Below are 12505 nucleotides of genomic sequence, written 5' to 3' on the forward strand. Positions count from 1 at the left end.
CAAAGCGTTCCTAAACGTCCGAAGTATGGAATGATTCGGGCGGGAAGCGGAGAACGGAGGAGCGGAGGAACGGGTGAACTTGCTGAAGGTGTAACGCTGCTTGCTGCTAGCTCCAAACGTGAATTACAGATTGAGGACTTGGTTTCTTATAATCAGGTCCTCGTTTTCATTTTACCTCTAAGTGAGAAAAAGCGGCATTTCCGCTCTTAGTGATTCAGTTGGAGGCGGGAGAATCAGTGAAGGCTGAATCGGGCGCAATGGTGTCGATGACCCTAGCCGTGCGCGAGATGCTTAAGCTGGTGAACGATAAGAAAGAGGATGTCCCGGTAGTCAGGATTGATGACGAAGGGACGTCCTCCTTTTTATTTATTGCGGGACTGCGGAATAAATGCGCTTTTCACCTTCAATAGCTTGGATGGGCGCAATGTTCTGCGTAAATTCAAGTGTTCCCATATAACGGCCGTCCGCATCGCGTACAGCAAAATAACGGATGAGCACGAACTTGTCTTTCATTCGAATCCAGAAATCTTCCACATCCTTCGCTCCAGATTTGAAATCGACCAATAGCTGATTCACGACATGCACGCTTTGCGGCGGATGGCAGTTCTGTACGGTGCGGCCGATGACGGACTTGGTGCGGGTAAAGATGCGCTCTTTGCCGTGAGAATAGTAGCGAACGACATCATGTTCATCAATGAATGTAATATCTACGGGCAGATGATTCAGCAGCAGTTCCAGTTGGGCCAAGGAAAGCACGCCGGTGTCCAAGCGGATGAACCCTTTGCTTATGGCCGTATCTTCTGCTGCGGCTGGCGCGCGTTCAGGCTTCCATACGCCGGCGGGTTCGGCGAGGCAATACCCGATATCCCCGCTTTCAGCGGCGATGCGCAGCCACTCATCTTCGGTTAACGTTTGCAGTGACATGGGGAATAATATGTTTTCTTCTTTAAATATCATTTCGCTCACTTCGTGAATGACATCCTGCAATTGTGCTGCGATGGTTCCCCTGTCCAGGCTGCCGTCCTGCGGATAGTCGATAATCGCCTGCTTCACCGTCTTCAGCGCGGCGCGTATCCGATCGTCAACGCCCCACATCACTTGTGTCGGACCGTTAATGCCGTATTTCTCAAGATACGGAAATAGCAGGTTCTCTTTGCGGCTGTAATGTTTATCTACATCCATCAGCAGATTCAGGTCCTCCAGCAGCCTTAATCTGTTCCGCTCACTGCCGTCCTGCGCGAAGCGCTCGGTATGAAGGGACAGCTTGAATTGAACGAGCTGCTCCAATTCAAGATTCTCCAGCATGAATGTGTGCACCGGATGACCGGGGTGTTCTTCTGGCTGCGTAGGACGGTGAATTTCTTGAATCGATCCCTTGAATATGGCCGTGTGAACCGAACAGAGGCGTTGCACCTCCTCGACAGGAATGCCCTCCTCGGTCATGAGAGCATGCTCCATTGCCGAGATTTCTGCCACCGTGACGTCGCCTACTGCTTTTTCGAACCGGGCTTTGACTTCCTCTACGCTTTTGCCATCATGTAGTTCCTTTATGATCTCCTTCAACAACTGCTGGCGGTGGTGGTTGGATGCTGCGCTGTCTTGCTCGCGATTATTAATCATTTCACTCATGATGAGACCGCTCCTTTCCGATAACGTGGTAGCCTTCGCGTTCGAACGTCCCGATAATGTGGTTCAGATCCTTTCCCCGGGCCTTTGCGCCTTTCGGAATGGTCATGACCCGTCCGGCGGTGTTCAAAATAATGGGGTTCGCCATCTGATCAAACCCTAATGACTGCATGATACGTATGACGTCAGGGTCTGATGTACATAGGTCGTAAACGGATTTCGTCAAATCCAGTGTTTTGTTCATGGTAGAAGCACCTCTAATGGATTAGGGATTACACAGGTTCAGCACATCACAAGAATGAGAACTATTCTCATACCTGTAATGCTACAGTAGCATGGATAACCTATCCGACTTGTGATTGTACGCACAAAGTCAGTGACAGTGTAATGAAGGGGGAATTGAGGTGAGACGAACGTTGAGGTATGATGAGGACAAAAGCAACTTTTCGGACAGTTGGAAATCATGCAAGCAATGCTTTCGGATGGATGTATACTCATAGGAAAAGGAGTTGAGGATATGGCGATAGCCGAGATTACCGTAATTCCGGTTGGCACGGGTTCTACGAGCCTGAGCCGCTATGTCGCTGATATGCAGCGGGCGATTGACCAAGTGGAGGGAATAACGTACGAGTTGACTGCAATGGGGACGATTATTGAAGGTCCGCTCGACCGATTGTTTGCGGCCATACAAGCCCTGCATGAGAGTCCGTTTCAAGCGGGGGCGAAGCGCGTATCAACCGTTGTTAAGATTGACGACCGCCGGGACAAAGCGTCTTCGGTTGTACAGAAGCTTGAATCGGTTAGAGAGAAGCTGAATGCTTAATGAGATGAAGCGGCGTCCCGCCTTTGCGCATAAGCGCAAAGCAACCGGGACGCCGCTTTGTTCGTTATATGGCATATTGCGTTACGGTTCGTTCTCCGTCTTGGCAGCAGGCTCGTTCAGCAGCTCAATCGTGTCTCTCGCTTCCGCGGAGATATCCGTGATGATGCCATCCACGCCGAGCGTATAGAAATGCTCTACCTGTTCGGGGTCGTTCACGGTCCACACATACAGCGGTTTGCCGGCTAGCTTGGCGGAAGCCACCAATCGCGGTCTTACAAAAGCCTCCTCCACGACGAAGAAGTCCGCCTCGAAGCGGCCAAGCTGCGCAAAAGTTGCATAGATAACGTAACCCACCATCAAATCGGGGGCAGCCGTCTTCACTTTTTGAATCAATTCGTAATCTAGGCTCTGCACCACGATGTCTTTCTCCACCTGATGGCGGCGCACCGTATCGATAAAGATGGGAACATAATTGCGCTCGTGTCCGTGCGTCTTCAATTCGATATTTAACCGGATGCGTCCCTTCGTAAATTCCAATACCTCATCCAGTGAGGAAATATAACCTTCGAATCCATCTTGGCGTAACTGAATTTTCTTCAATTCATCCAAAGTCAGGTCAAACACATTGACGTTTTTCCCTGAGAGCCGCTTAAGATTTTCGTCATGAATGACGGCAAGCTTATGGTCTTTCGTCTGGAGAATGTCCAGCTCGATATAATCGGCTCCGGCCTCAATGGCACCCTCAAATGCGCCGAGCGTATTTTCGACCCCAGACAAGACATCCCCGCGGTGAGCCATGATAATAAATTCATCCTTAGCCCCTCCGACGTCGGTAAGCAGCGCCGATACTCCCCAGCCGACGGCGATCAATACAAGCAATCCAAATGTCGCCAGCTTCGGACGGTGGCGCTGAATAAAGTTGCGGCGCGTTTCCCTGCTTTCCCACACGGCAGCATTGAATCCATCCGTCTCGATAGCGACGGCGTCCTTGCCCGCGTATTTGACGTACAGGCGGGTAATAAGTGTAATGAATAGCGGGGTCATCACCAAGGTGAGCGCATATACACCGATACTTATTATGACGCCAAGTGCCAGAACGGCGGCTGCCGGAATGCCCGTGTCTTCAGGGAGCAGCCACAGTAACGCGATTAAGATGACGAGCAAGACAATGACGGCAAGTACAAATACGAGCACCCACTCCAACACTGCTTTTACAATCGACCATTTGCTCTTCCAAAATAAACGGCCGCTCTTCCGAACTGCGTACCAAAATCGGTTCGTATTTTCCAATACGAGAATGGGCAGCGCATAAATGCAAAGGCAGTTCAATACGAGAATAATTAGAAAAAACAGAAAGAACATGATGGTACCGAGCCCGGTCTTCAACAGTTCTCCAGTAATAAAGTTCGGGATTGTGACATTTGGCAGCAAGGACGGACCGAAGCCCACATCAAGCAGCGGGATTAAGAGCAGCAAGTAAAGCGATAGCCCGAAGACTCCGATTCGCCATAAGCTAGGCAGGCGTGACAATGCCTTCAGCAGTACGGCGCGAATACGTGCTCTTTTTCCTTGCATGCCGTAATAGGCAATGTAGATGAGCACTGCAAATTCGGTATAAATGAGCATCATCGCCACTGGCGCCATGAGGATCAGGCTGAGCAGTCCATAGCGGCTGAAGACGAAGCGGAGCAGATCATGATTGGCCGCAGCGTCGAAGCCGCCAATATCCAATACTTTGTTAAAAATAACCGAAAGTAAAGGAATAAACAGTCCGATAGTCATCAGCTTGTATACCAGTTCGAACAGTAGAAAAGGGCGGTGCGCATGCGTCCATACTTGCAGGATGTCCCGTGTAGTTTGAAAGGATAAAAATCGGGATTTCTTTTTAGGTTTGGTCATAACAGAGTTTCCTTTGAACATGATATCATTTCTTATCATTTCCATTATAAAATAGGATCTGCTTCTGACCAAATGAAATGTTGCTCCTTCCAGCAGAGGTAACTCATCTTCGACATGAATCGCAACAGGAAAAGCGCCTCCCATAAGGGCAGGCGCCTCTTCATTTATTTTGAAGCTGTGGCAAAATTACAGCCTTTACACCATTATACCCAGCCACGAGCTCGCATAGCTTCGGTAACGCGCTGAAGTGAGATCATGTACGCTGCCGTACGCAAGTCAGTTTCATACTCTTTCGCCATATTACGAACTGCATCGTATGATTTCACCATATTGACCTGCAGCTTCTCGAGGACTTCCTCTTCGCTCCAGTAGTAGTTCATCAAGTTCTGCACCCATTCGAAGTAGGATACGGTCACGCCGCCTGCATTGGCCAAAATATCCGGAATAACGATGCAGCCTTTCTCGTTGAGAATGGCATCTGCTTCCGGCGTAGTCGGACCGTTCGCCGCCTCAGCGATAATGCGCGCTTGTACGCGAGGTGCATTCTCTTTCGTAATGACATTTTCAAGCGCTGCCGGAATAAGAATATCTACACCCAGCTCCAGCAATTGCTCATTGCTGATATGATATTGCACGCCGTAGTCCAGGATTATCGCTTCATCTTTCAATTGTTCGACGCGGTTCAAGTCGAGGCCGTTCGCATCATAGATTCCGCCGCGGGAGTCGCTCACCGCAACTACGGTTGCTCCGAGGTCGGTCAACAGGCGCGCCGCAATGCGTCCAGCGTTGCCGAAGCCTTGAACCGCTACAGTTGCTTTCTCCATCGGCAGGCTGATATCTTCCAGCGCTGATTGAATGGCGTAGACACAGCCTTGAGCGGTCGCTGCATTCCGTCCTTGCGATCCGCCGATAATAATCGGCTTGCCTGTGATGACACCAGGAGAATAATGACCGCGCAACCGGCTGTAAGTATCCATCATCCAGCCCATGATTTGCGGAGTGGTGTATACGTCTGGAGCCGGGATATCACGCTCAGGTCCTACGATGTCCGCGATAGATTCCATGAAAGCGCGGCTGACGCGTTCGAGCTCACCCTTGCTCATCTGGCGCGGGTCGCAAATGACGCCGCCTTTACCGCCGCCGTATGGCAATCCCACAACACCACATTTGAACGTCATCCACATCGAGAGTGCTTTAACTTCGTCTAACGTAACGTCAGGATGGAATCGAATGCCGCCTTTTGTCGGGCCAATCGCATCGTTATGCTGCGAACGGTATCCGTCAAAAATGCGTACCGTACCATCGTCCATCCGAACAGGAAAGCTCACTGACAAAACGCGCTTGGGCTTTTTTAACAATTCCGTTACATGTTTAGGCAATTGTAATTTTGCGGCCGCAGCGTCAATTTGCTTCTGTACGATTTCGTACGGGTTTAGCACTTCTGATTGTTCACGTTGTAAAATTTCCAAGGCTCATCACCCATCCTCTCAAGCTATATAGGAACACTTTTCAAACATTATACTGTCAACGTGCGTATTTTGAAATACATAACCTATCAAAATTCATAAAAAAGTTAAAAGATTATTTTACACGGGGTGATAAATTTTCTTACATCGAATTATTCTTTTATGGGTATAAAACCTTTTTATAGAAAAAATATGTCAATATAAAGCGCTTTCTTCGTCCTTGTCAAGAGGACAAGGAACGAATGGGAACCGTATGAAGGAAATAGTTGACGTGATACTACCCTTACAGCAGAGCGGATTGGAGCCGTTTAAGATTGTCCCCGTCGAGAGGACGATTGTTTTTGTCCGGAAAAGGGCTTGTGGATAAAAAAACCATATATATTGTTATTCTGGCATCTCAATTGTGTTCCAATTCGGAATCCTATTTAAATAGGAAATCGTTCGCTTTTTCATATCTATTTGTGTGTCGGTATGGTTGCGGCGTAAGGAAAAGGGGGAACGAATTTACAAGAGAACATAATTTTCCTCATTACGTTGGTTTTATTTTCCTTATAGGCTTGGCTTAGAGTTCATTCAAGGAAGGCTGTACGTAGGCCCTGCGCATTTCTTTGCGGCGACCTCGGATGGAACCTGTGGATTTCACGATATTTACGTACTTCTCTTTCCAGCACAGAACTCGACGTTCAATTCCAAGACCACATGACTCAAGTTATCAATAACGCACCGTGATATAAAGCAGTTCATGGATTTACCGGCTGGCGCCGAGCTATATGATGTGTATCGGCTGCGCGGACGGATTCGCGAGTACGGCATTCAGCCGCTCTTTATTCGGCATCCTGAATTGATGACCGTCTATTTGGTTAATTTCGATGGGCAATCGGTTTATTTCTTTAATGGCGGACCAGAGACCTGGCTCAATCATGAGCAGTCGGCAGTCAGGCTTGAGACGTTGCGTGAGAAGACTCGCTCTGATGGGCGATTGACGCTGCTCAACGACAGCATTATGGCCAGCCAAGAGGCGCGGCGGATTACGATCGTCCGGTAAATTCGCGGTCTGACCACTCCGAACGCAAAGGGCTGCTTGCGATCCAGATGATGTCGCAAGAACTCCCTGCCTTGTGGAAAATGTCTTTCAGCATGCCTTCCCGGATAGCGTAGAAGACGGCCACTGCATTCGGATTGATGCAGGTGATGATGATGCCGCGGAGATGATGAGGGCTCATTAACGGTTGGCTGCAAGCCGTTCGTGACTCGCACAGATTATTGATAACCATGCTGCCGCCAATAGTTCGTTATCTGCTCCTTGCGTCCACTCTCCCGCATGCTCAGGGATCGCAGTAATCGCGACATCAGAGGGTTGTCTGCCGAAACTCAGATAGGCAAATGCGTACAAGGATTGATAGTGGCAGAGATTCTGGTAGCCGGGCGTGTGCGAGGACTCAGTGGCCGCTGCGGTAAGCGCCACATTTATCAAATTACAGTCCATTGACAGTCCTGCTCGCAAAAAATGTAATCACGAGGTCATACAGAACGTGCACATATTCGTAGTAACTGCAATGGTTTTTTTGACTTTTTTAAAGGTGTTTCTGATTAAATGGGAGAGTGAAGCAAGAGGGGGAACGATGTAGTATTATCCATTGAGCATCCATTGAGCATCCATTGAGCATCCATTGAGCATCCATTGAGCATCCATCAACTTAATCGATTTCTCATCACGTGCTGTGGCCTTACGTAAGTCATCAATTATAAATATACGGGTGACTCGCGCCGTCTCGGAGCTGTACAGGCATTTCTTGTACGATCATTTCAAAACATCGCATATATTAGGGGGAGCTGGCATGAACGGGAAATGGACAGATTCAGATGAAGATTTAATGGATGAAGTGCGAAATGTGCAAAGAGTACGGACTCGCATAATCGTCTGGCGTGGTGGCGTGAAGCCCGCCTGCGATGGATTGGGAGCACTCTTTCATGAACGTAAAAAGAGGCGCGGCGCTTCCAAGCGGCGATGAACGGTAAGCTCATTGTCGCAGAAGCGCCGTGCCTGCATCGTTAGGAGACGTTCACCGATGAATGTCTCGGTCCGACATATTTGGCCTCCGGCCGGTAAATGACGTTGTCGCTGGCTTGCTCCAAAATATGAGCGGTCCATCCCACTGTGCGGCTGGCGGTAAATGTCGGCGTAAATAGCTCGCTCGGCATTCCGATGGCCCGCATGATGGCGGCTGCGTAGAATTCGACGTTCGTGTAGAGCCCTCGCCCCGGCTTGTATTCAGCCAGCAGCCGGACGGCGGTATCCTCCACCAGAAGGGCAAGATTCAGCCACGGATCGTGAGACTCCAGCAGCGCAATGCGCTGCTTCAGCGCCTCGGCGCGCGGATCTCTCGTCCGGTAGATGCGATGCCCGAATCCCATTAAGCGGCGGCGCTGTTCCAGCTGCTCCCGCAGCCACGGCTCCACCCGTTCGGGGGTGCCTATCGCTTCCAGCATGTCGGTAACCGCGGACGGCGCTCCGCCGTGCAGCGGGCCTTTCATGGCGCCGATAGCACCGGTCAAGGCTGAGACGATATCCGACTCGGTGGATGCAATGACGCGCGCCGTGAAGGTCGAGGCGTTCAATCCGTGCTCCATCGTCAAAATCATATACGCCTCGAGTGCGTTAACGTGAACGTCCGACGGAAGCTCGCCTGTCAGCAAATATAAGTAATGGGCCGTATGATTTAACGATTCATTGGTTGGTATGCTCGTCATAAGCGGCTGTTCGTTCTGAGCTCGATACAGATTCGCGATAAGAGCAGGCATCATTGCCGTTAATGCAATGGCATGATCCGCCTGCGGTGTTCCCTCGAACGGCTTCATGCCCAGAGAGGAGACGGCTGTCCGCAGTTGACTCATCAAATCCATATCGGAAGGAATCTGCTTGAGACAATGGATGACGGGTTCAGGAAGCTGTCGATAGCGCACCCATTTTGCCTTAAAAGCCGTCAGCTCAGCCGGTGTAGGCAGAGAGCCGTACCACAACAAATAAGCAACTTCTTCGAATGAATAACGAACGGCCAGTTGCTTCGCCTCGTATCCCCGGTACAACAGAATACCTTGATCTCCATCGATAAAGCTTAACTCGGTCTCGGCAGCAATTACACCCTTTAACCCTTTGTCAACCATCATCTTCCTCCTCCACAAATTATGATTTATTATATACAATGAAATTGATTAAAGATATTGAAACGTTTCTATTGATTTGATAAGAAATCATAATCAGGGAGGGCTCGCAATGGATTTAAAATGGATTCATACGTTCGTGCATGCGGCGGCCCATGAAAATTTCCGGCGGACTGCGGAAGATCTGTACATTTCCCAACCGACGGTCACGATACAGATGAAGCAGCTGGAGCAATACTTGGGCTGCCAGCTCTTTACAAGGGTAGGGAGGCGGGTGCAGCTTACGGAAGCAGGGCGCCGCTTTTTGCCGCACGCGAAGCATCTGCTCGACGTGCACAAGGAGGGGCTGCAGGATTTGCTCCGCTTCAAGCAGGGGTTCTCACGCAGCTTGAATTTGGCGGTCTCGCCGCTGGTTGCTGCATATCTCATCCCGCATGTGCTGAGCCAGTACGTCGACACGAACCCGGATGTGGAGATTCAGGTGCAGGTGCTTGAATCTAAGCATATTGCGGACGCCGTTCTGCAAAATCAAGTCGATCTCGGCTTGTCACGTATGTGGGCTAACGATGATAGCTTGTCGTGCGAAGTGCTGGGCGAGGATCGGGTTATACTCGTGGCGCCGCATGATGGTTATGATAACGAGGTCGCCGCCCCGCTGGATCTGGAGGAACTGCTCGCGAGACATATGCTGCTTACCTATAATCATCCGGAGTATTGGGAACCGATTATGCAGGAGCTGCAGATGAGGTACCCGTATCTAAGAACGATGCTTGTCACGCAGGTGCATGTGACGAAGCGTTTTATTGAAGAAGGCCTCGGCATCTCGTTCTTGCCCGAAATTACGGTGCGGAGAGAACGGATGGAGGGGCGTCTCTTGCAGGTGGACTGTCCAGAGCTGAAGCTGCCGACGGCACGGACGTATGCGATAATGAAGCGCGATGTGACGGAGGGAAGACGGTTTTTAGATTTTTTCCGATCCTTTATGTAGTTTTTCGTTTAATTAGTAGGGGACAGAACGGAGAAAATGACAAGATAGTCGCTCCTATTGCGGGAGCTTGGTCATGCGAGTTGAACCTCAGGGGAAATCAAGGTATTCTATTGCCAGATGATTGCCGCGAGGAAATGGCAAGGAGGAACGGAACGTGACGGACATCTTAATTGTCGATGACGACAAGGAAATTGCTGAATTGATTGAAATTTATTTGAAAAATGAAGGATACCAGTCCATAAAAGCGTACGATGGTCTTGAGGCATTGAATGTGATCGAACACCAGCGGGTGGATTTAGTCATACTGGACGTGATGATGCCCAAGCTGGACGGGCTTGCTGCATGCATGAAGATTCGCGAGAAGCAGGCTACTCCGGTGCTGATGCTGAGTGCGAAGGCAGAGGATATGGACAAAATTATGGGGCTCATGACCGGCGCCGACGATTACATGGTAAAGCCATTTAATCCGCTGGAACTGGTCGCGCGCGTGAAGTCTTTGCTGCGGCGTGCGTACCAATTGAATGCTCAGCTGCAGGTGAATACGGCACCTCAAGGCATCATCCGTATTCAGGGGTTGGAAATTAATAAGGAGACTCATTCGGTGAAGGTAGACGGACATGTCGTTCATCTGACGAGCATGGAGTTTGATATTTTGTATTTGATGGCCGGGCATCCCGGGCGGGTGTTCAGTGCAGAGGAGCTGTATGAACGCGTCTGGAAGGAAGGCTTTAACGGATCGCACAATACGGTGGCGGTTCATATTAGCAAGCTGCGGGACAAGCTGGAATCGAGCGGCGGCAAGTTCATTCAGACCGTATGGGGAGTAGGATACAAGATTGAACAAGCCTTGGTATAGAAGCATCCGGTGGAAGCTGTTGTTTACGTTTGCTCTCAGCATCGTGCTGACACTGGGGAGTCTGGCATTGCTCGTTTATGTGGTATTTCTGGTATATACTGAATTTCGCATTCCGTTTATTAACAGGTTGATCAGGTTTGCCGACAATAATTTAGGAGAGGTGCCGTCACTTGTTATCGCAGGACTAGTGCTGTTTATCCTCATTTATTTCTTGCTGAACCGCCGACTCATTAAAAATATTGAGAAGATAACGGAGACCGTGCAGCACATTGCGGACGGCAATCTGGATGCGCAGTGCGACATTGTAACAAATGACGAGTTAGGCCGTCTGGCTGACAACATCAATATGATGACACGGCGGCTTAAACGGTCTATGGAGGAAGAACGCCAAGCGGAGCGCACCAAAAATGAGCTCGTAACCAGCGTATCGCACGACTTGCGTACACCGCTCACCTCGATTATCGGGTATCTCGGGTTGGTGGAGCAGGATCGATATCGGGATGAAGTGGAGCTGAGACATTATACGAATATTGCGTATGAAAAAGCGCAGCGGCTGAACGTCATGATTAACGATCTATTCGAGTATACCCGAATGAACGGGGGGATGGCGTTGCGGACGAAGCCGCTGAATGTGGCGGAAATGGCGGGACAGCTGTGCGTGCATTACCGATATCCGATGGAGCAGGCGGGACTTTCCATCCGCATGAACAGTCAGGCGGATCAATACTGGGTGGAAGCGGATCCGGACAAGCTGGTGCGAGTATTCGACAACCTGTTAACGAACGCCATGAGCTATGCTCAACCAGGCACCCTAGTGGAAATAGGCCTGCGGCGGAGCGGGAACCGGGTTGCCATCACCGTGAACAGCTGCGGGGAACCGATTCCAGAGCAGGATCTGCCCTATATCTTCGATCGGTTCTACCGGGTAGAGAAGTCGCGTTCGGAGGAAACGGGCGGCTCTGGTCTGGGACTCGCGATCTCAAAAACGATTGTGGAGCTGCATGGCGGCACGATTACGGCTGCCAGCGAAATGGAAAGCACCCGGTTCACTATCGAACTTCCCTGCATCGCTTCGCCGTCCGGCACTGGCTGAACAGACGAGAACCGAAGGCGTGGAAGTCACGTCCTTCGGTTCATCCTTCATCTATATGTTGTGGCAATGGTTTCCGGATTGCTCCATCATGTCCGATCTTTCCGTGCGCATCGGCATATTCGCACGCTCCATGCGGTCCGTATGCATCGACATCCCTGAGCGCTCCATTCGATTCATGTGTTCATTCATATTCGTGCACTCCATCATATGTGTATCGTTATCGTTCCCCCCGCGGTCACGGGATAATCCGGAATCGCTTCCCGCGAGTTGAGCGACGCCTTGGTAGACGGTAGTACCTAATAAGAGGCTTCCTCCTAAGATGAGAACAGAAGCAATGATGTTACGTTTCATGGGTGTACCTCCTTCATCATGTTTCAACTTTCATAGCTATACTTCCATTATAAATCTCTTCATGCGAATCACCCCCTGCTAAAGTCCAGTTCGGCTGGACATTAAGATGGAATTGCACTTTTTTTCACAAAATCGTAAATGAATTGTTATTTCCTTCTACATTCGCTGCTCATCGTTACAACTTCATCTTTTCTTCATCTTTTTTTAAGTTTTCTTCATCTTTGCTTAGAACATTATTAAA

At 49.9% G+C, this 12505-nt stretch carries 13 protein-coding genes; 6 read left to right on the top strand and 7 right to left on the bottom strand.

Translation table 11 applies throughout. The annotated features are described in order from the left end of the window. Positions 1 to 366 precede the first annotated feature (366 nt). Both A372_RS0110695 and A372_RS0110700 read right to left on the bottom strand, forming a co-directional pair. On the bottom strand, positions 367 to 1629 hold the full coding sequence (locus A372_RS0110695; RefSeq protein ID WP_019420838.1) for a DUF438 domain-containing protein: 1263 nt from the start codon (positions 1627 to 1629) through the stop codon (positions 367 to 369). Next, positions 1622 to 1870 carry a DUF1858 domain-containing protein gene (locus A372_RS0110700; protein WP_019420839.1) on the bottom strand — a complete coding sequence of 83 codons (249 nt, stop codon included), beginning with the start codon at positions 1868 to 1870 and terminating at the stop codon, positions 1622 to 1624. Before A372_RS0110700 ends, A372_RS0110695 begins: the two co-directional genes overlap by 8 nt. Positions 1871 to 2143: 273 nt before the next feature. Here A372_RS0110700 and A372_RS0110705 point away from each other — a divergent pair, with 273 nt between their 5' ends. Next, positions 2144 to 2449 (top strand): MTH1187 family thiamine-binding protein, encoded by a 306-nt coding sequence (locus A372_RS0110705; RefSeq protein ID WP_019420840.1) that lies wholly within the window; start codon positions 2144 to 2146, stop codon positions 2447 to 2449. A gap of 81 nt (positions 2450 to 2530) precedes the next feature. Here A372_RS0110705 and A372_RS0110710 read toward each other — a convergent pair whose 3' ends face one another. Then, a complete protein-coding gene (locus A372_RS0110710) occupies positions 2531 to 4348 on the bottom strand; it encodes a glycerophosphodiester phosphodiesterase (protein WP_026011002.1) in 1818 nt (605 codons plus the stop codon). A gap of 203 nt (positions 4349 to 4551) precedes the next feature. Next, a complete protein-coding gene (locus A372_RS0110715) occupies positions 4552 to 5817 on the bottom strand; it encodes a Glu/Leu/Phe/Val dehydrogenase dimerization domain-containing protein (protein ID WP_019420842.1) in 1266 nt (421 codons plus the stop codon). A 739-nt stretch (positions 5818 to 6556) separates the two neighbouring features. Here A372_RS0110715 and A372_RS0110720 point away from each other — a divergent pair. After that, positions 6557 to 6859 carry a hypothetical protein gene (locus tag A372_RS0110720; protein ID WP_019420843.1) on the top strand — a complete coding sequence of 101 codons (303 nt, stop codon included), beginning with the start codon at positions 6557 to 6559 and terminating at the stop codon, positions 6857 to 6859. Here A372_RS0110720 and A372_RS0110725 read toward each other — a convergent pair. After that, positions 6843 to 7088: a hypothetical protein gene (locus A372_RS0110725; RefSeq protein ID WP_157259509.1), complete on the bottom strand. Its 246-nt coding sequence runs from the start codon at positions 7086 to 7088 to the stop codon at positions 6843 to 6845. The two genes, A372_RS0110720 and A372_RS0110725, sit on opposite strands and share 17 nt — an antisense overlap. Positions 7089 to 7652: 564 nt before the next feature. On the opposite strand from A372_RS0110725, the gene A372_RS37320 reads away from it, so the two are divergent. Further along, entirely contained in the window at positions 7653 to 7826 is a 174-nt protein-coding gene (locus A372_RS37320) for a hypothetical protein (RefSeq protein WP_019420846.1), read from the top strand. Positions 7827 to 7866: 40 nt separating this feature from the next. Here A372_RS37320 and A372_RS0110740 read toward each other — a convergent pair whose 3' ends face one another. Continuing rightward, on the bottom strand, positions 7867 to 8979 hold the full coding sequence (locus tag A372_RS0110740; protein WP_019420847.1) for a citrate synthase/methylcitrate synthase: 1113 nt from the start codon (positions 8977 to 8979) through the stop codon (positions 7867 to 7869). 109 nt (positions 8980 to 9088) lie between these two features. Here A372_RS0110740 and A372_RS0110745 point away from each other — a divergent pair, with 109 nt between their 5' ends. The 3 genes from A372_RS0110745 to A372_RS0110755 all read left to right on the top strand — a co-directional run bounded on the left by A372_RS0110745 (position 9089) and on the right by A372_RS0110755 (position 11913). Further along, positions 9089 to 9964 (top strand): LysR family transcriptional regulator, encoded by an 876-nt coding sequence (locus tag A372_RS0110745; RefSeq protein ID WP_019420848.1) that lies wholly within the window; start codon positions 9089 to 9091, stop codon positions 9962 to 9964. Between the two features lie 154 nt (positions 9965 to 10118). Then, positions 10119 to 10820, top strand: coding sequence for a response regulator transcription factor (locus A372_RS0110750; RefSeq protein WP_019420849.1), 702 nt, complete (start codon positions 10119 to 10121; stop codon positions 10818 to 10820). Next, entirely contained in the window at positions 10801 to 11913 is a 1113-nt protein-coding gene (locus tag A372_RS0110755) for a sensor histidine kinase (RefSeq protein WP_019420850.1), read from the top strand. The genes A372_RS0110750 and A372_RS0110755 overlap by 20 nt, the downstream gene beginning before the upstream one ends. A gap of 51 nt (positions 11914 to 11964) precedes the next feature. Here the strand turns inward: A372_RS0110755 and A372_RS0110760 are convergent, their stop codons facing one another. Next, positions 11965 to 12264, bottom strand: coding sequence for a hypothetical protein (locus A372_RS0110760; RefSeq protein ID WP_019420851.1), 300 nt, complete (start codon positions 12262 to 12264; stop codon positions 11965 to 11967). Positions 12265 to 12505 lie beyond the last annotated feature (241 nt).

Source organism: Paenibacillus sp. OSY-SE, from assembly GCF_000283315.1.
In the GTDB taxonomy this organism is placed as follows: Bacteria; Bacillota; Bacilli; order Paenibacillales; family Paenibacillaceae; genus Paenibacillus_B; species Paenibacillus_B profundus.

What these genes read in the sequence shown, in the direction of transcription:
- A372_RS0110695 (WP_019420838.1), bottom strand. Translation starts at nt 1,629, where the DNA reads ATGAGTGAAATGATTAATAATCGCGAGCAAGACAGCGCAGCATCCAAC.
- A372_RS0110745 (WP_019420848.1), top strand. Translation starts at nt 9,089, where the DNA reads ATGGATTTAAAATGGATTCATACGTTCGTGCATGCGGCGGCCCATGAA.
- A372_RS37320 (WP_019420846.1), top strand. Translation starts at nt 7,653, where the DNA reads ATGAACGGGAAATGGACAGATTCAGATGAAGATTTAATGGATGAAGTG.
- A372_RS0110725 (WP_157259509.1), bottom strand. Translation starts at nt 7,088, where the DNA reads ATGGTTATCAATAATCTGTGCGAGTCACGAACGGCTTGCAGCCAACCG.
- A372_RS0110705 (WP_019420840.1), top strand. Translation starts at nt 2,144, where the DNA reads ATGGCGATAGCCGAGATTACCGTAATTCCGGTTGGCACGGGTTCTACG.
- A372_RS0110720 (WP_019420843.1), top strand. Translation starts at nt 6,557, where the DNA reads ATGGATTTACCGGCTGGCGCCGAGCTATATGATGTGTATCGGCTGCGC.
- A372_RS0110740 (WP_019420847.1), bottom strand. Translation starts at nt 8,979, where the DNA reads ATGGTTGACAAAGGGTTAAAGGGTGTAATTGCTGCCGAGACCGAGTTA.
- A372_RS0110710 (WP_026011002.1), bottom strand. Translation starts at nt 4,348, where the DNA reads ATGACCAAACCTAAAAAGAAATCCCGATTTTTATCCTTTCAAACTACA.
- A372_RS0110760 (WP_019420851.1), bottom strand. Translation starts at nt 12,264, where the DNA reads ATGAAACGTAACATCATTGCTTCTGTTCTCATCTTAGGAGGAAGCCTC.
- A372_RS0110700 (WP_019420839.1), bottom strand. Translation starts at nt 1,870, where the DNA reads ATGAACAAAACACTGGATTTGACGAAATCCGTTTACGACCTATGTACA.